Genomic DNA, 16,601 nt, shown 5'->3' on the forward strand with positions numbered 1-16,601 from the left:
CCGAGCATTGGGCTCATCTGCGCACCTCGAATCCGATCGAGAGCGTGTTCTCCACGGTGCGGCACCGGACGGTGCGAACGAAAGGATCGCTCTCGCCGAAAACCGCGAAGCTGATGGTGTTCAAGTTGATCGACGCCGCATCGAAGACATGGCGCCGACTGAAAGGAACAAATCAGTTGCCGAAGGTCATCGCCGGTGTAAAGTTTACTGACGGCATCGAGGTCATTCCGACCACTGAAAGCCACGCCGCCTGATCAGGCCGCGTCACCCAGAATCAGCCATAGCTCATGAAGATGTCGAGTACTCCATTGCGTAGCGCTGTTGCCAGTCGTACTCGTGAACGTTCGAACGTCTTAAGTTCAATGCTGGGACATCGCTGCTTGAAGTCCAGTAACGAGGCTTGCAGATTTCCAGCGGAAAGGGATGTGCAGAAGCCGACCGCCAGCCGATCGCGCTCATTGATCTTCTCAGACTTCGCAAGCGCTATAAGCGCATCGAATTCTTCAAGAATGATCCTGGCTTGCCGGAGAGCCCTTTGGCCCGCCGGAGTCGGAGCCACCCCGCCGGTTGAACGCTCGAAAAGTTTAATTCCTAAACAATGCTCGATCTGGTCGATCGATCGGCTGATCGTCGATTGCTGCGATCTCAGCAGCTCCGCGGCCTGACGAAAACTTCCGCAGTCGGCGGCAGCGACCGCCGATCTGAGATGCCTGAGCTCGAGGCCTTTACCAACTAGCAGAGAAACGCGCTGGTCTTTGAAGTCACTCATCTCGAGACTTGGACGGGCTCGTCGCCTCACATGAGCCGTGTGTGTACTAAACATCCCTCCAACGACCTACGCAGCGAATCGCGCAACTGGAGCCCACAGCGCCGGACCCGATATCCGGCCGGCATCGCGGATGCGCTGCAACGCGTTGGTCGATACCTCCAGATAGCCCGCCACGGCCATAGTGTTCCCGAGCGGTCGAGCTTTTCCGATCGCACGGAGGGGCCAGCCGGCGCGCCGAAGAATGCGTTCCATGCGTGCGTCGGTGACAGTCACGATTTCGGTCAGCCGACTGGAAAGGCCGAATTCGATCATTCCCGCAAAGAGCTCGTATGTCGCTGCGGCAACCCCGCCACAGGCCTTTGGCGCATCCGGAGCGAGATCGAGAGCGAAACGACTACTTTCCCACACTTGCTCGCTTCGGGGCGCGGACTGCCCGTCCAGTAGAATAGGGAAGGTGTCTCGAAGCATCGTGGGACCGGTCGACGGCAGGAGCCGTACACAACCCTGAATCAATCCGTCCAGCGAGCGGTACAACAAATGTACCGGCCGAAGCACGTCGAACTCGTCGACCTCCATGTCACCGCTGACCTGAACATCCCATTCCAGTCGCTGCTTGAAGACACGAAAGCGCAGCCGATGCATTTCGGCGAGGTTCTCGACGAATTCGCCGTAAACTTCCGGGGTGATGAGCAGCATCATTGCTGTCTCTCCTGCTTTGTATCGGCCATCAAAGCAGAATCGGACGTGAAGGTACCCCTGTGCGGATACACAGGTGTTTATGGACGCCCGTCGATTATCTTCGAGCTTTTGACTCGACCAGCCGGACGACGGCTTGCCGAAGTGTCCGGACGCCGAGCTTTGCTCGGGCATTATCCAAATGAAAGGCAGCGGTGCGCTGAGAAATGCCAAGAATAGTTCCGATCTCCCAGGCAGACTTGCCGCGCGAAGACCATTCGAGGCATTCGAGCTGTCGAGGAGACAACAGCACACCATCGATAAGGCGATCGGAGCTCAATGTGAGTCTCGCGCGCGCATGAAACAAAATCGCGAGTACCCGTAGAACGTTGGCGTGCTCCTGGATTGAGCGCTCAAAATCGACGCGCCGCTTATCAGTAGCGAAAGTTACCGCCGAGATCGCACCTCTACTATCGTGGATCGGAATCGTAAATCCGTACCTGATGCCGAACCTGGCGGCCTCTTCAAACAGTTCGCGCTGTGGCTCCGATCGCAGTCGCGGACCGAGACCAAGGCCCCAACGAAACGGTTGATTATGGCGGATAGCCTGGCTAATCACGGGATCGACGTGTTCATACTGGTTTTGCAAATAATATGCGATCCAGGATGGCGGATATGTCGAGATTAACTTTGGGGATTCGCCGGGTTGTTGGGGCAAACAAAGATACGCAAAGCAAGCCAAGTTCATCGCGTCGGCGATATTCGCCATACTCTTCTGAAGAGCATCCTCGTTCGTGCTTTCGGTCAGCTGGTCGATAAAATCCTGAAGAGCGTGAAAATTCATCGATAATCAACGGTGAGCCATAACGAACGAGCCTTCGCCAATGTGCCGTGTGTGCGCGAGGTGATCAAGCCGGTCGGCGCAAGCCCTTAAAAATCCAGACGACGTCGGGAGCAGCCGGAATGAAATCGTTTGTCTTAACTGGCGAGCGACCGTCCAATGCTCCCGGGCGCTCGTTGCCACGCTTCGGTGCCCAGCTCGTTTGGTCCTGGCCGGTCGGCGCAAACTTTGATTGCGTTTATGCGCGATCCAGTCTTCCAAGATCGTTCTCCTGCGAACGCTGAAAAATACGTTCCGACTTCCAGTATCAAATGACCGCGTAGACGCACTATTTGATCGCGAACAGGGGATGGAAATAGCCGTTCACGTTCAGCGAGGAAAAGGGACGCCGGCGCTCTCAGTCGGCGGCCAAGTCAGGGAGGAAACGCCCTAAAGGGCGGCTGCGGAGAACGCATCCGTCGCAGCGACCGCCGATCCGCTCGGCGGTGGAGCTCGCGCGCCGACGTTCGTCTACCCAAAAAACAGCTTACAATTCAAGCCAGCTCTCACTCTCGATCGCGTAAGTTGCCAAAAATCTTCGTACGTAGCGTACCAACGACTCTGGAGTTGCCTGTTCGGCTTTCACCGACGGCGGTAAGATTGCAAGCGTGCCGCGCGCTGCGAACACTTACCGTATCGCTCTTTTAAGATTCGCTACAACGGTCCGTTGATAGGGGGAGAAGCCAGCCAGGCCAGCACAGCAAATGCGTCCCAGGAGTGAGGTGCTCGAAGGCGAGGGCGCAAGTCATCAGCAAGGGACGTATTCGAATCGGATGGTGCACAGTGTACATCCGGGCGAAAAGCTAAGGCTTTGGGAGCCGATCGATCCTAAGATCGTTGATCCCGCTCAATTTGTTCAGACAGCTCCAGCTGTGGCGTGCCCTTGTACTTTTTCACTGCTGGTATCGCCTATGATCCGAGCCGAACGAAGCATCCACCGAATGACTTTTACCAATTTTAGGACGTCAAGAACCTCCCGGGCCAGCCGCGCTCTTCGTAGCCGCGGCAACGAAACCTTGGAGCTCGCTTTACTTGCGGACGGTGTTGAGCCAAGCGGGTTGTAGCCGTTGGACGTGGAGCGTGCCTTCAAGGTGCCTTCAAGGCGCTGGATCGGATCAAGCCTTACGTTACCAAATGGCACTATGCGACAACGGAGGGAGTGACACTCATTCAAACGATGAGGTCCACTAGATCTACACATACGCGAACCCGAGTTTAAGGTCGCGAAGGAGTCGGGCGTTTCGATGGATTTCTCTTTTGGTCAGTGCCTACACGCGATGGAGTACTTTCTCCGTATTGAGGCGTACGAAGCGAATGGAAGCCGCGACGCGGTTCCTTAAATTCGTCACTGGGCCGAGGCAGCAGATCTCAATAGCCAACAAAAATAGCCTCGCCTCGTTGACGAAAGGGTTATGCAAAAGTCGACGAGCAGGCGCGCCGTTAGCTTCCCGATACAACAATCCCAAAAATGCATTCATAAACGACGAACACTGGGGCGATCATTTCGTTGGGCTCGATAAGCGTGTGAGGAATGGATCCTGACGTAGGGCTCCACTGCATAAGCCTGGCTTACCGCTGGCGTCCTCACTTCACTCGGGAGAGCGCCAGCGGCCTCAAAAGCCCCGATTATCCAGTAATATAGAGCGATTATTGGCTTTTCGCTGCTCTCAGGTGGTAGCAGATGGTAGTAGTTTTTGACGCCCGCGTTGACGGGTCTGACGATCTCAGCCGGCCGCTTTGTCAACTCTTAATCCCTCGCGCCAAGTACGGCCAAGCGGTAAGGTTGCTTCATGTGGATGATGATTGCTGCAGGAATCAAGCGACGGCCTTACTCAATGTCGAATTTTGATTGCTGACTTCAAGCCTCGAGCACGCGTCCAAACCGCGAAGTCGACATGTCGGCATTATGACAGTGTTGCGTTTGCAACAACTAAAATCGGCGAGAACTGACGCTTGTTCAAGTCTGTCGTCGAGCTCCCGGAGTGGCATGGCAGTTGCTCGCGCTATTTTGCCAACCATAAATGAGGAGCTGCGCGTGACCGCCGCCACCACTGCTGTCAATCCGTCGTGGTCCGGGATCACATGGGCCAGACGGATCGTGCTCAATGACACGACGCTGCGCGATGGCGAGCAAGCGCCTGGAGTTGCGTTTACTAGAGGGGAAAAGGTGGCCATCGCACAGGCGTTAGCGCGGGCTGGGGTCACGGAGATCGAGGCCGGAACGCCGGCGATGGGTAACGAAGAGATCGCGACCATTCGCGCCATTGTCGAGGCCGGCCTTCCGCTGACACCGATCGCCTGGTGCCGGATGCGTGAAGCCGATGTCGACGCGGCAATCGAGGCCAAGGTGTCCATGGTCAATGTATCGATCCCGGCCTCCGACATACAAATTGCGGCCAAGCTTGGTAGTCGCCGCGAACTGGCATTGGAACGGGTAAAGCGCGTAGTAGGTTATGCGCGCGAGCGCGAGCTCGACGTCTCCGTGGGCGGCGAGGACGCCTCCCGGGCTGATACCGATTTTCTCGTCGCACTGATCGCAACCGCAAAGGCAGCCGGCGCGCGGCGGTTTCGCATTGCCGATACGCTCAGCGTGCTCGATCCTGACACCGCCTACACGCTGAGCGCACATTTGCGCGCCAGCACTGATCTTGAACTCGAATTCCACGGCCACGACGATCTCGGGCTCGCCACCGCCAACACGCTAGCAGCTATCAAGGGCGGCACGAGCCACGCTTCGGTCACCGTTATCGGCCTCGGCGAGCGGGCAGGCAATGCGCCGTTGGAGGAGGTAGCTGTCGCGCTCAAACAACTTTACGGCAGCGATACGGGAATCGTGCTATCCGAGCTAGAGAACGTTGCCGCGGTCGTCGCCGCCGCAGCGGTGCGTGCGATTCCTCTCAACAAGGCGATCGTCGGCGAACATGTGTTCACTCATGAGTCCGGAATTCATGTCGACGGCCTCTTGAAAGATCATCGTACTTACCAGTCGCTCGACCCGCATTTGCTGGGCCGTTCCCATCGCTTTGTGATCGGCAAGCATTCCGGGCTGGCGGCGATCACATCTCTACTTGAGGAGTTGCATCTTGCGGTCAATCTCGAAGAGGCTAGACGGATCCTTGTTCGAGTTCGTCAACATGCTCTCGCTCACAAGGGTATGGTAGCGCCCGACACTTTAGCGGCGATCTGGCGCGACGTCAGCGAACAGTCAACTAAACCACACCCGTGAGGCAGCCATGTCCAGCATCGTCATTTCCGATCACGTCGCTGCCGCAGCTGTGCTCCAAAAGTTTTCGGCCCTTGCGGTTATCCATGAGGACATCCCCTGCGATCCACTGGGGGCCCCTCGGCGGCCAGGAAGCTGGCCAATGCTGAAGCCAGTAGAAGTGTCCGGCCCAGCGTCTCAGTTCGTCTTCGGACCGCCGGCTGGAGGCCTCCAGCCTAGCTGAAAATTGTGATCCGCCAGCTCCTCAACGTTTTTCGTCTCGACTTCAGCGGCTGTCGTAACTTGAAGAGGTGGCTAATCTTTCCGTCGCTGAAGCCAATGGAGTGAAAGGATCTCACTTCTCATGGTCTGATGACGCTACGCGCCTTACCAGATCACCCGATATGCAGGTTTGTCACTGTAAGACGAGCTCGTGCTCGGAGCTGCCTCAAAGGTTACGGTTTCGAGCGCAGTCCGAAGGGACGCATGCGTTGCCGTGTACTGGCGGGCTATCGAGAGGCCATAGAGCGGCGCCGCACGAGCTGCACTGGCGAGAGGTTGGCCGCTTGGCCCAAGGGAGACGTTGCTATGAATAACAACAAACCGGTAGCCACCATCCTTGATCGTCTTAACAGGGCTTCCTCGGCGGAGGAGTTTTTTACGCTCCTCGAAATCGAGTACGACCCCAAGATCATCTATGTTGCACGCCTGCATATTCTAAGGCGCATGGGTGAATATCTCGCCGATCAACAATTCGAGAGCGCCTCAGAGACCGAAGTCATGAGGCGATGCAAAGCGGCGTTGGAGCGGGCCTATGCTGATTTCGTGACGTCCTCACCGATCGATCAGCGTGTCTTCAAAGTACTGAAGGAAGCGGCCGCGAGGCCAAAGACACCCGCGACTTTCGTGCGCCTGAGCACCTTAAAGTAATCCAGCGCGAACCTCAGGCGAGCTTACCGTTGATTGCGCCAGCCACCCTTCCATTCAGATCCTCTTGCCTTCGAACACGTCTCCCGCTGTCGCATTCCCAACGATGTCGGGTTTGAACGTTGGGGCGATTTCGAGGCAGGTGGTCTCTCAAGTTGTTGCTTCTGTGCCCAATTTTCGGTCCTCCTCAACTGGTACGACACTTGCTGTTCTTGGCTCTAAGTCCGTGATTGACGCCGATGGGACATCGTCCTGGTCTGAGATGCGATTTGGATCAAAACAGATGGTTCTGCCATTATTCTCAACTGCTCAAACGAGCATCATTTTGTGGCCCAGGCTTGCGTGTTGCCAGCAGAAGTGCATTCGACGCCATTGTTGTCGGCGGTCGGGAAATCGGTCCCAATCGGTAATTCGGCCGCCCAAGTTACCTTCAGAGAACGCATGCAGAGTCTCGTCGCAATCAAGCGGATTTTCGGAAAACGCGTCGATCCCAGCCTCCTCTCCGGTCACCATCAGGCTCGAACATCCTCGACGCATACGCTCTGTTCACTCCCGCGGTGGTGCTCAATTTGATGCGCGGCCGCCGGTGAGATCACCGTGTTCACCTCGGCCGAGACGGAGCATTACCCTGGCGGCCCCGCTTAACTGCACTAGAGAAGGCGATTTGAGCTTCTCGGCCTTGCTGAAAGCCATCAGTCCACGCCCCCGCGGTTGGATGACCAACTTCCTGCGGCCGGCGCGCGAGACATCTGTCAAGCGGCGCGCGCCAAGAGCCAGAGTGAGTACCTCCCTCTTCAACTCGCGCAGCTTGCCAACCGCTATCAAGCGCGTCCCAGTGTCTTCGCCATCCTCCGTGGTGCCGTTCAAAGCCAGAGCGCCTCGCGAGGTACTGATCGAACCCATCTTCAAGCGGCGGCCCATGCCAAAGACTACTTGTCTGGTCTCGGTACGCGGACGCTGGGCGAGTTCGGAACCGATGAGCGCTATTGAGATGTGACTATTTCGGGAGGGGGCAGGCACGCCGAAGCCGAGCCTAATTGCCTGAGCACGCGCTCGTCAGCGGCTGGCGGCGTCGAAGCCCGCACTTTGTGGCGCCTGTCCGCAGGATCACTCGACCGAATCTCAAGTTAAGGAGGTTGTTATGATTGAGGAACGGTTCGACGCCATCGTTGTCGGCGCGGGCATGGCCGGAAATGCCGCGGCGCTGACCATGGCCAAGCACGGCATGAAAGTGCTGCAACTCGAGCGCGGCGAATATTCAGGCTCGAAGAATGTGCAAGGCGCAATTCTCTACGCGGACATGCTGCAAAAATTGGTACCAGATTTCCGTGATCACGCACCGCTCGAACGTCATCTGGTCGAACAGCGGTTTTGGATAATGGATGATCGCTCCCACGTTGGCCTGCACTACCGTTCCGAAGACTTTAATGAGGAACTGCCGAACCGCTATACGGTCATCCGCGCACAATTCGACAAATGGCTCTCTTCAAAGGTGCGCGAGGCTGGCGCGACCGTACTCTGCGAGACCACCGTCACCGAGTTGGTGGAAAATGGCTTTGGCAAGATCATCGGTGTACGGACGGATCGTCGCGATGGCGAGATCGGCGCTGACGTCGTGGTGCTGGCCGAGGGCGTCAACGGACTGCTTGGCACTCGTGCGAAGCTGCGCGAGCGTCCCAAGCCAAATAAAGTGGCCCTCGCGGTGAAGGAAATGCACTTTTTGCCTCGCGAGACCATTGAGGCCCGCTTCAATCTCCGGGGCGACGAAGGTGTCGTCATCGAAGCTGCGGGTACCATTTCACGCGGTATGACCGGAATGGGTTTCGTCTATGCCAACAAAGAGTGCATCTCGCTCGGCATTGGTTGTCTCGTCGCCGACTTCCAACGCACGGCCGAGGCGCCCTATCGACTACTTGATCGCTTTAAGCGGCATCCCTCCCTAGCCCCTCTGATAGACGGCTCGGAGGTCAAGGAATACTCCGCGCATCTCATTCCCGAGGGGGGCTACAAGGAAATCCCCAGGCTCTATGGTGATGGTTGGGTAGTCGTGGGAGACGCCGCGCAGCTCAACAACGCGATTCATCGCGAGGGGTCCAATCTTGCTATGACCTCGGGCCGGATCGCGGCCGAAGCAATATGCCAGTTGAAATCGCGCGGCGTTCCCATGACGGCCAAATATCTCGCGCTCTACAAGAAAACGCTCGATCGCTCGTTCGTGATCAAGGATCTGAAAAAATACAAAGATATGCCAAGACTAATGCATACTAATTCGCAAAACTTCTTTCTCACCTACCCGCAGCTCGTCTCCAAAGCGATGCAAAACTATGTCCGCGTCGATGGTACGCCTAAGGCAGAGAAAGAGAAACTTACGATGAGGTCCTTTGTCAATGCGCGGTCATGGACCGGTCTGCTCGGTGATGCATTCCGGATCGCGCGTGCCTGGCGCTGACGGACCAGATCGAAGCCAACCAAGGGAGGCTGTAATATGAATGCTGAGTCCTCGGTGCGCGTGGAAGAGAAGCTGTTCTACAACCGCTATCTCGTGGACGTCGGTCATCCTCACATCAAGGTGCGCGCACACATGAAGCCATCGCCGCAGTTGCTTGCGCTTCTGAAAGCCTGTCCAGCACGCTGCTATGAGCTCAACGATAAGGGACAGGTCGAAGTAACGGTCGATGGCTGTATGGAGTGCGGCACCTGTCGCATTATTGGTGAGCCTTCCGGGGACATTGAATGGAGCTATCCGCGGGGTGGATATGGGGTTTTATTCAAGTTTGGGTGAGGGAGGTTAAGTGACTGGAGTAATGATAGTGATCAAGACGATCTTGGCACCGGCTACACCGGACCTAGCGGGTCTCACGCGTTTCCAGCAGGCGGCGATTTCTTAGCTAAGGGAACCGTCAACTCAGATTGCCGGCTCGCTCACCTCGCTTCGGCCTTGAATACAGGGGAATGCCTGCGTCAGCAGATGAATGACGTTGTCCTCAATCCCGATGGGGACAAGCCGCGTGTCATGTGCGTCAATGCAAGCATTGGCGGAGGCCAGGCGACGACAGTTTGAAATCGGCCGCGCCATCAAGCCGGCGTCACTTGAGCCACGATCCAGACTGCCTTGCCTCTTGCGCGGTCACTGTCCGAAATCCGGGTATCCTGTGTTTTGGGCACTCACCCAAGTGATTCCTCAAGTACATAGCGTTTCACCGCCGATTTCTCGGTTGCAGGGGCATAGCTCGTACGTCTGTAAAGCGTCCAGTACGCGAAGCGTGTCCCTTGGGCTGCGCCCGACATTCAGATTCGTCGCATAGATATGCTGGATCGTACTGTCAGGATCGACGATGAAGGTGTAACGGTAGGCCACACCTTCAGGCGCGCGTATGCCGAGTCCATCGACCAGCCCACCGTTGGTGTCTGCAAATTGCCAGATTGGCAGATGGTGCAGGTCCTTGTGTTCGCGCCGCCAGGCGAGCTTGCAGAATTCGTTGTCGGTCGAGCCACCTAGCACCACCGCGTCACGCTCGGCGAAATCCTTGGACAACCGAGCGAATTCGGCGATCTCGGTTGGACAGACGAAGGTAAAGTCTTTCGGATAGAAAAAGATTACTTTCCATTTCCCGGGGAAGCTGTTTTCAGTCAGCGTCTCGAATGCGCTTTGACCCCGCTCCTCCTGGACATGAAACCCGGGTTTCACGCCTGTGATTTCGAAGGATGGCAGCTTACCTCCAATCCCGAGCATCGTGTCCTCACCAGGTTGTTTCGCAACAAAATAGATGACTTTCATCAAGAGGAAGCAAGAGACGCGCCACTAGTTCTCAATGGCTTCGATTGAAATGAAAACACAGCAGGAGCGCACTTGAACAATGTAAGTTCGATCAAATCACCTAGGTGCTTCGTTCAATAATTGAACGTCATCAGTGCTGGTTGATCAGCGTGATGATGGGTACATTACGCCTCGCCATTCAGGGCGGATAAGGACGGGCTGCTTCATGAGCGAGAGAACCAGGCATTCATGAATTGCCACCTCTCGCAGCAGCTATGTGGCTGACATCCTCGGTCAATGTTCGCCATTCAGAAAAGCAGGTGTCCGGAATGGCGGTACGCAAACGTCCTTTCTTCGGACTCCCCTCACAGAGCGCTACTCATTGCCGTGAGTTCTTTACGTCGCGGGCTTCCTGCTTGGCCGGAAAGACGCGCGCGGTCCAGCCCGCCTCATTGAACAACGTTGTCGGTCTTCGGCTCGCGACATCGCCGGTCTCTAGCGGAAACGGCCCGCATAACAGGGTAGAGGGTGATGCTGAGCGTGGCTGCCACCTCGTTGTCACTGGGACATATCTGGCGCAGGGACAGCCCTTATTTATCCGCTAGCGCTCATGCCCGTTCTGCCGCCTGGGAACGCCGGTGCTGAGCCCGCGGCCTAAGATGGGTGTGAATACAATAGTGCCTCACCAGAGCAGGTAGTACCTCGATCAATTTTTGCCGTGTATGTCTAGGTGGCTACTGTGCAGCTCATCACAACAAGTCAAGCTACGGTAATGAAAAGGCCGGTGAATCCATTACAGGTGTCCCGATTCTTGCGACTGTATGAGGACGCTGCTGCTCAAAAGGGCATCAAGCTTACGATTGGATTTGATTTCCATAAGTATATTTCGCTCGCGCGAGCTACTCCAACAAAGGAGCCAACGACTCTAAATTTTCAGCCAGATCACTCGCCAATCAGATTGGGTGATGGATTTTGGATGATGGGCGCCGACAAGAATAACAATGTCGCCGCTTTGCAAGCTGTTCGATTGTATAAGCTCTCGCACTGCAATTTTGCAGAAGAGCTTGAGAAGGAGTTTGGCGCCTATCTTGACCTCGATGCATATCCTCACGATAGTTGTACGTGCACATCTCCAAGCGCGAAAAAGATGATCGGTAAAGTGGCCTATCACGGGGATTTATGGGTGCGTAAAGACTATAGAGGGCAGGGCATGCCCACGGTCATGGCAGGGTTAGCATTCGGTGTCGCTTTTGCGATGTGGTCTCCTGATTTCGTATGTGCGCTTGTGGCGCGTGAGCTGCTGGATAAGGGCGTCGTCGCGCAATACGGATATGTTCATGACGAACTTGGCGGCCTAAAGTTAGTAAGACAGAATGTACTGAATGAATATTTGCTCGTTTGGTTGACCGGCGAGGAATTGAGGAGCAGTGTTGATTGTGACCATCGGACCAAGCTGTTTTCAGTCACGTAGTTTATGGCAATACGTGACGAGTTCTTGGCATCTGTGCCCACTCGCACGAAATATTGGCCGGAACATTTAGCGCAGGTCGACTGATGTTGCCGTATGCCCGTGCTCACCGCGAGTTGAGTCGCGGCTTGCGGACCGAGAAAGAAGTGGGAAGCTGAGCGCGATGCTGCCGGTCTCGAGCGGGGCATAGCACGTTGCATCCGGGTTCTGCTGGCGGCCGCTGGCATTCGCCAGGAAGGATGCCAATCGTCTTTGTGCGTGAATATACAATGCTGGTCGGGCTACTTGACAGCGTCGATTTGGGGTGTGCTCTCTTCGGATACGTTCTGACGGGCGACGGAACCGCTAAAGCTGGCGGCTCAATGCGATAGCCCGAGCCTTCTGCTGCCACGACGCGCCCGTGCGGTCTCTGACAGAGCTGAGACTACTGTCAGGTTCATGACACCGATCAGTACGTGGCTTTTCGAAGCGCAGTCAGGCAGTTAATGCGCGTCGATATCGGCGGCACGGCAGTTGCTATCGAGGATCGTGCAGCGAAGAATTGAGGAGCGTGCGCGTGCCGTGCATGACAAGCGCTGCTCTTATTGCCGTGCCCTTCCTCTTTGAGAAAACAAGCTCATGAGTCAACTCACACTCACCTTTGCCAATGGGGACGGCGGCATGGTGCTGCACTTGGCCCATCCTATCAGCATGGTTGAGCAGAAAGTCCCTCACGGGGCGCTAACGCGAGAATGTGTGCTTCGTCGGATTGTGGGCAAGATCGCCATGTGCGGCGGCTATTCCGACGGACAAGGAGGGTCCGTTCGCTCGGGGAAGAGGACGCGATCGGATGAAGGATCAAGGCTACTACCGTAAAGAGCACGGCGCGTGCTCCGTTCAAAAAACATGGAGTTTGCAGTTGGTCACGCTAGCAGACACCCGATCGACATATGGCAAGTCGTTGGAGATACGAGAACACGCTCAGCTTCTGGTGGTTGGTGCCGGACCTGCAGGGCTCGCCGCGGCGCTAGAGGCAGTGCGGCGGGGTCTGCGGGTCGTGCTCGTAGATGAGCATCCGGTCGACTACGCGACGATGGCTACGGACGTGCCTTTCCATTTTGGCCAGCGGATGAGTGGCGCCGTTCGTAACAGAGGCCGCATGCTCGAACGCATTGTCGAGGCCGATTCTCAGTTCGCGCAAGCTTTCGAGGCCGGCATCGATATCCGGCTCGGGATCGCTGCGTGGGGTCTATTCACACACGAGGCTGGTCTTCGTTGGGTCCGAACTCGCATCGCCGGTCTGACAAACGGTGAAGAAGTCTGGTTCCTGCAATACGACGCCGCTATCCTGGCCACGGGACGCCGCGACGTCGGCCTCGCTTTTCCCGGCTGGAACCTACCCGGTGTGATGGGTGTAACGGCTGCAGATACGCTACTTCGTCGGTATGATGCTCTTGAGGCCCGGGACTTGCTCGTCGTCGGCTCCGGCGCGGAGGCGACGGCCTTCGCAATGCAGGCACAAAAGAGCAGCCGCCTTATCGTGGCGCTGGTCGAAGCGGGAGATACGACCGTTGATCAAAACGGCTCCCAAAGGCTCGCCGCAGCCGGCGTGCCGATCTTCACAAAATCCATGATAGCCTCTGCCAATGGTGGCACCGAGGGCTTGCAAAGCGCTACGATTGTTGCACTGGGAAACTCTTCTGAGAAGCGGAGTGTTGCCTGCGACACTGTGGTTCTAGCCTCCGGCGTCACGTCGGCTATCGAATTGCTCGACGTTGCTGGCGCGAAAATCGTCTTCTGCCCCGAGAGAGGCGGGCACGTGCCGGCGACTGATGCGGAGGGACGCACTAGTGTACCAATGCTGTTTGCCGCAGGCGACTGCACAGGAATAACGCCCGACAAAAGTCGCGATCCGCAGGTTGCGGCAGACGAGGGATGCAGGGCTGCGTCTGCAGCGGCTGCGGCCCTGTCGATCAATGCCGGTCGGAATTGGTCGGTACCCACGGCTACTCCCAGCACTACCTCTGAGATAGCGCTTGCGGACCGCATCGCTTGGGCAAATGCGCAGCTCGCAGTTGCAGACCAGGGCACCCATGTCTGCCAGTGTGAGGAGGTCAGCGCCACTGATTTGATCGGTGTGAGGCCACCACGGTATCTTGAGCGGAACCAGCCTGCGACGTGCGCGCGCAGCCTAGCGACGCTCGCGGCCGACGGGCCGATCAATCAGGACCAGATCAAGCGCCTGACTCGGGCGGGGATGGGGGTTTGCCAGGGGCGGCGCTGCCGTGAGCAAATCGGAGCAATCCTTGCCGCGGTGACTCGAACCCCGCTTACCGAGATTCCGCTGCCCACTTACCGTGCGCCAGTCCGCCCCCTGCCCCTCTCAGCTTTCGCGGCCACTGAAGAAGCCGCTGTTCTTGCCGAGAATTGGGACGTTTGGTTTGGAATCGAGAGCCAATTCGAGGAACCACTGCCGAAGAGGTTCAGATGAAGGAAAGTGCATGAACGTGCGCCAATCCACCAACGGAGCGAGCGTCATCGTTGTCGGGGGCGGAGTCACCGGCCTCAGCACCGCCTGGTGGCTCGCACGCTCCGGGATCGACGTCATGGTTATCGAGAAGGGTATCGTTGGTTGGGGGGCTTCGGGACGCAATGGCGGTGGCGCAACGCACCAGCATAGCCCACTCTTCGCCGAAGAGCAGCAGCTCTGGCCACAAATGGAAGAATTGCTCGGCTATCCCACGGAGTATCGCCCGAAACGCGTCCGCCTCGCGATAAGCGAGCAGCAGATGCAGGAAGCCAAACCCGGTTTCGACCGCATGCTACGCCAAGGCTTCCCGGCCGAATGGCTGGATGCGAAGCAGATCAGAGACCTTGTGCCGCTCGCCGCCGAGCATGTGGTTGGCGGGGTTTATTTCGAGCGCGGTGGCCACGCCAATCCGCAGCGCACCGTCCAAGCTTACGCGTGGGCGGTTCAAGATCTCGGTGGCCGGATTCTCCAACACACCAGAGTGATGGGCTTTGAGCGGCGTGCCGACTCGGTGACTGCTGTCAGGACCACGGCTGGCGATTTCTCCTGCGATCAGCTGGTAGTAGCGGCTGGACCGCAGACGGGGCTGCTATCGCGGCTTCTTGGTACCGAGGTTCCGGTGGCGCCCGCGCGGGCCGATATGATCGTCACTGAGCCACTGCCGCTAATGCCGATCGGCGGCGTGGACGGTAACAGTCTCTATGGGCGGCAGACGTTGCGGGGCAATTTGGCCTATGGCGGGGGGCCGCATGAATGGTTGCGAGTCAGCAATAGCTCCGAGGGTCAGCGCCCGTCCAGCCCTCTCGCCCTCAACATCGCCAAGAGGCTGTCAGAGATTTTCCCCAAGGCTCGCCACATCCGGATTATCCGGAGCTGGGCCGGTATCGTCGAGAATACGCCGGATGGCCGGCCGGTGATCGATCGCCTTCCTACGGCGATTAATGCGGTATTTGCAACGATGTCTAGCGTTGGCTTTGGCCTTTCGCCAGCGAGCGGGCGTGCGATCTGCGAACTTGTGATGCAAGGAAAGTGTAGCTTCGCTGATCTTTCTGACTTCCGCCTTTCCCGGTTTGGTAACCTTTCGCCCAGCTGGCGCGAGGAGCTGGGCTGGATCCCTCCAGAATCGGAGGGTAACCATGCCAGCGCGGCATGAGCCGATCTTTGACAGGTATTCCGTCTGGCGCCTTCTCAAGGAGAGCATTGACGGCAATAGGGGTTGGAAACAAGCTTGGCGCAAGCCCGAGCCAAAAGCCCGTTACGATGTCGTCATTGTCGGAGGCGGCGGGCATGGCCTAGCCACGGCGCACTATCTTGCCAGCGTGCACGGCATTACCAATGTCGCCGTGGTGGAGAAGGGGCCCATCGGCCTCGGCAACAGCGGGCGCAACACCACCATCGTGCGCTCAAACTACCTGCTGCCGAGCAACATCCGCTTCTACGAGTACTCCCTGCGGCTGTGGGAGGGCTTGGAGCGGGAACTAAACTACAACGTAATGATGAGCCAGCGCGGCCAGTTAAGCCTCTTCCATTCAGCGTCGGAACGGGATGCGGCGGTGCGCCGTGGAAATTCAATGTTGATCCAAGGTGTCGACGCCGTCCTACTAGACCGCGAGGCGGTACGCGCCATGCTGCCGTTCATCGCTATGGATAACCCGATGTTTCCTATCTTGGGTGGCTTGCTCCAGCCGCGCGGCGGGACGGCGCGGCATGATGCCGTTGTTTGGGGCTTTGCCCGTGCGGCCAATCGGCGCGGAGTAGATATTCTCGAGCATTGCGAGGTCACGGGCATCCGCTGTGAAAGTGGCCGCGTCGTCGGCCTCGAGACCACGCGTGGTTTCATAGGCGCGGGAAAAGTCGGCATCGCCGTAGCAGGGAACACCTCGCAACTGGCCGCTATGGCTGGGTTGCGCCTGCCGATCGAGACCCATCTGCTCCAGGCCTTCGTCTCGGAGGCTATTAAGCCGTTGATCGGTTGCGTCATAAATTTTGGCGCGGGTCATTTCTACATTAGCCAATCCGATAAAGGGGGCTTAGTCTTTGGCGGTGCTCTAGACGGCTACAACTCCTACTCACAGCATGGCAATCTGCCGCTCGTCGAGCATTTGATGAGCGCCGGAGTTTCGATGGTTCCGGCGCTATCGCGCCTGCGCGTGTTACGGCAATGGGCAGGCATGATGGATATGACCATGGACGGCTCGCCTTTCATCTGCCGGACTTCGATCGAAGGCCTCTATCTTAACGGTGGCTGGTGCTACGGCGGCTTTAAAGCCACGCCGGGCGCCGGCTGGTGCTTCGCTTATACGATCGCCAAGAACGAGCCTCATCCGTTGAACGCAGATCTGACTATTGATCGCTTCTTCGAAGGCCGCATGATCGACGAGGCCGGGGTTGGTCCGAAACCCTGGGCGCAGTAG

General features: G+C 57.4%; 12 protein-coding genes and 1 pseudogene. 9 read left to right on the top strand and 4 right to left on the bottom strand.

Going from position 1 to position 16,601, the window contains the following annotated elements:
- A pseudogene (locus A3AI_RS44640) lies at positions 1 to 254 on the top strand (IS256 family transposase); the annotation flags it as partial.
- 20 nt (positions 255 to 274) lie between these two features.
- Here A3AI_RS44640 and A3AI_RS0140145 read toward each other — a convergent pair.
- The 3 genes from A3AI_RS0140145 to A3AI_RS0140155 all read right to left on the bottom strand — a co-directional run bounded on the left by A3AI_RS0140145 (position 275) and on the right by A3AI_RS0140155 (position 2,288).
- Positions 275 to 769, bottom strand: a complete 495-nt coding sequence (locus A3AI_RS0140145; protein WP_024520881.1) for a LysR family transcriptional regulator — start codon at positions 767 to 769, stop codon at positions 275 to 277.
- Positions 770 to 835: 66 nt separating this feature from the next.
- Complete coding sequence (locus tag A3AI_RS0140150; protein ID WP_024520882.1) at positions 836 to 1,468, bottom strand: acyl-homoserine-lactone synthase; 633 nt, start codon at positions 1,466 to 1,468, stop codon at positions 836 to 838.
- A gap of 94 nt (positions 1,469 to 1,562) precedes the next feature.
- On the bottom strand, positions 1,563 to 2,288 hold the full coding sequence (locus A3AI_RS0140155) for a LuxR family transcriptional regulator (RefSeq protein ID WP_024520883.1): 726 nt from the start codon (positions 2,286 to 2,288) through the stop codon (positions 1,563 to 1,565).
- Positions 2,289 to 4,359: 2,071 nt separating this feature from the next.
- Between A3AI_RS0140155 and nifV the strand changes: the two genes are divergently transcribed.
- From nifV to A3AI_RS0140180, 4 genes are all read left to right on the top strand, one after another.
- A complete protein-coding gene (gene nifV / locus A3AI_RS0140160) occupies positions 4,360 to 5,550 on the top strand; it encodes a homocitrate synthase (protein ID WP_024520884.1) in 1,191 nt (396 codons plus the stop codon).
- A gap of 564 nt (positions 5,551 to 6,114) precedes the next feature.
- The gene (nifW, locus tag A3AI_RS0140165) at positions 6,115 to 6,456 is read left to right on the top strand and encodes a nitrogenase stabilizing/protective protein NifW (RefSeq protein ID WP_024520885.1); all 342 of its coding nucleotides are present in this window, start codon (positions 6,115 to 6,117) and stop codon (positions 6,454 to 6,456) included.
- 1,138 nt (positions 6,457 to 7,594) lie between these two features.
- Positions 7,595 to 8,902, top strand: a complete 1,308-nt coding sequence (locus tag A3AI_RS0140175) for an FAD-dependent oxidoreductase (RefSeq protein WP_024520887.1) — start codon at positions 7,595 to 7,597, stop codon at positions 8,900 to 8,902.
- A gap of 36 nt (positions 8,903 to 8,938) precedes the next feature.
- Positions 8,939 to 9,235 carry a ferredoxin family protein gene (locus A3AI_RS0140180; protein WP_024520888.1) on the top strand — a complete coding sequence of 99 codons (297 nt, stop codon included), beginning with the start codon at positions 8,939 to 8,941 and terminating at the stop codon, positions 9,233 to 9,235.
- Positions 9,236 to 9,634: 399 nt separating this feature from the next.
- Here the strand turns inward: A3AI_RS0140180 and A3AI_RS0140190 are convergent, their stop codons facing one another.
- Entirely contained in the window at positions 9,635 to 10,186 is a 552-nt protein-coding gene (locus A3AI_RS0140190; RefSeq protein WP_024520889.1) for a peroxiredoxin, read from the bottom strand.
- Positions 10,187 to 10,949: 763 nt separating this feature from the next.
- Here A3AI_RS0140190 and A3AI_RS0140195 point away from each other — a divergent pair.
- The 4 genes from A3AI_RS0140195 to A3AI_RS0140210 all read left to right on the top strand — a co-directional run bounded on the left by A3AI_RS0140195 (position 10,950) and on the right by A3AI_RS0140210 (position 16,601).
- Entirely contained in the window at positions 10,950 to 11,681 is a 732-nt protein-coding gene (locus A3AI_RS0140195; RefSeq protein WP_156928160.1) for a hypothetical protein, read from the top strand.
- Positions 11,682 to 12,507: 826 nt separating this feature from the next.
- A complete protein-coding gene (locus A3AI_RS0140200; RefSeq protein ID WP_024520891.1) occupies positions 12,508 to 14,148 on the top strand; it encodes an FAD-dependent oxidoreductase in 1,641 nt (546 codons plus the stop codon).
- Positions 14,149 to 14,158: 10 nt separating this feature from the next.
- On the top strand, positions 14,159 to 15,340 hold the full coding sequence (locus tag A3AI_RS0140205; RefSeq protein ID WP_024520892.1) for an NAD(P)/FAD-dependent oxidoreductase: 1,182 nt from the start codon (positions 14,159 to 14,161) through the stop codon (positions 15,338 to 15,340).
- Positions 15,324 to 16,601, top strand: coding sequence for a sarcosine oxidase subunit beta family protein (locus A3AI_RS0140210; RefSeq protein WP_036051504.1), 1,278 nt, complete (start codon positions 15,324 to 15,326; stop codon positions 16,599 to 16,601). The genes A3AI_RS0140205 and A3AI_RS0140210 overlap by 17 nt, the downstream gene beginning before the upstream one ends.

Source organism: Bradyrhizobium sp. Tv2a-2, assembly GCF_000472425.1.
Classification (GTDB): Bacteria; Pseudomonadota; Alphaproteobacteria; order Rhizobiales; family Xanthobacteraceae; genus Bradyrhizobium.

Excerpts from the sequence above, each read along its gene's own strand:
- A3AI_RS0140145 (WP_024520881.1), bottom strand. The coding sequence starts at position 769 with ATGAGTGACTTCAAAGACCAGCGCGTTTCTCTGCTAGTTGGTAAAGGC.
- A3AI_RS0140150 (WP_024520882.1), bottom strand. The coding sequence starts at position 1,468 with ATGATGCTGCTCATCACCCCGGAAGTTTACGGCGAATTCGTCGAGAAC.
- A3AI_RS0140155 (WP_024520883.1), bottom strand. The coding sequence starts at position 2,288 with ATGAATTTTCACGCTCTTCAGGATTTTATCGACCAGCTGACCGAAAGC.
- nifW (WP_024520885.1), top strand. The coding sequence starts at position 6,115 with ATGAATAACAACAAACCGGTAGCCACCATCCTTGATCGTCTTAACAGG.
- A3AI_RS0140175 (WP_024520887.1), top strand. The coding sequence starts at position 7,595 with ATGATTGAGGAACGGTTCGACGCCATCGTTGTCGGCGCGGGCATGGCC.
- A3AI_RS0140180 (WP_024520888.1), top strand. The coding sequence starts at position 8,939 with ATGAATGCTGAGTCCTCGGTGCGCGTGGAAGAGAAGCTGTTCTACAAC.
- A3AI_RS0140190 (WP_024520889.1), bottom strand. The coding sequence starts at position 10,186 with ATGCTCGGGATTGGAGGTAAGCTGCCATCCTTCGAAATCACAGGCGTG.
- A3AI_RS0140200 (WP_024520891.1), top strand. The coding sequence starts at position 12,508 with ATGAAGGATCAAGGCTACTACCGTAAAGAGCACGGCGCGTGCTCCGTT.
- A3AI_RS0140205 (WP_024520892.1), top strand. The coding sequence starts at position 14,159 with ATGAACGTGCGCCAATCCACCAACGGAGCGAGCGTCATCGTTGTCGGG.
- A3AI_RS0140210 (WP_036051504.1), top strand. The coding sequence starts at position 15,324 with ATGCCAGCGCGGCATGAGCCGATCTTTGACAGGTATTCCGTCTGGCGC.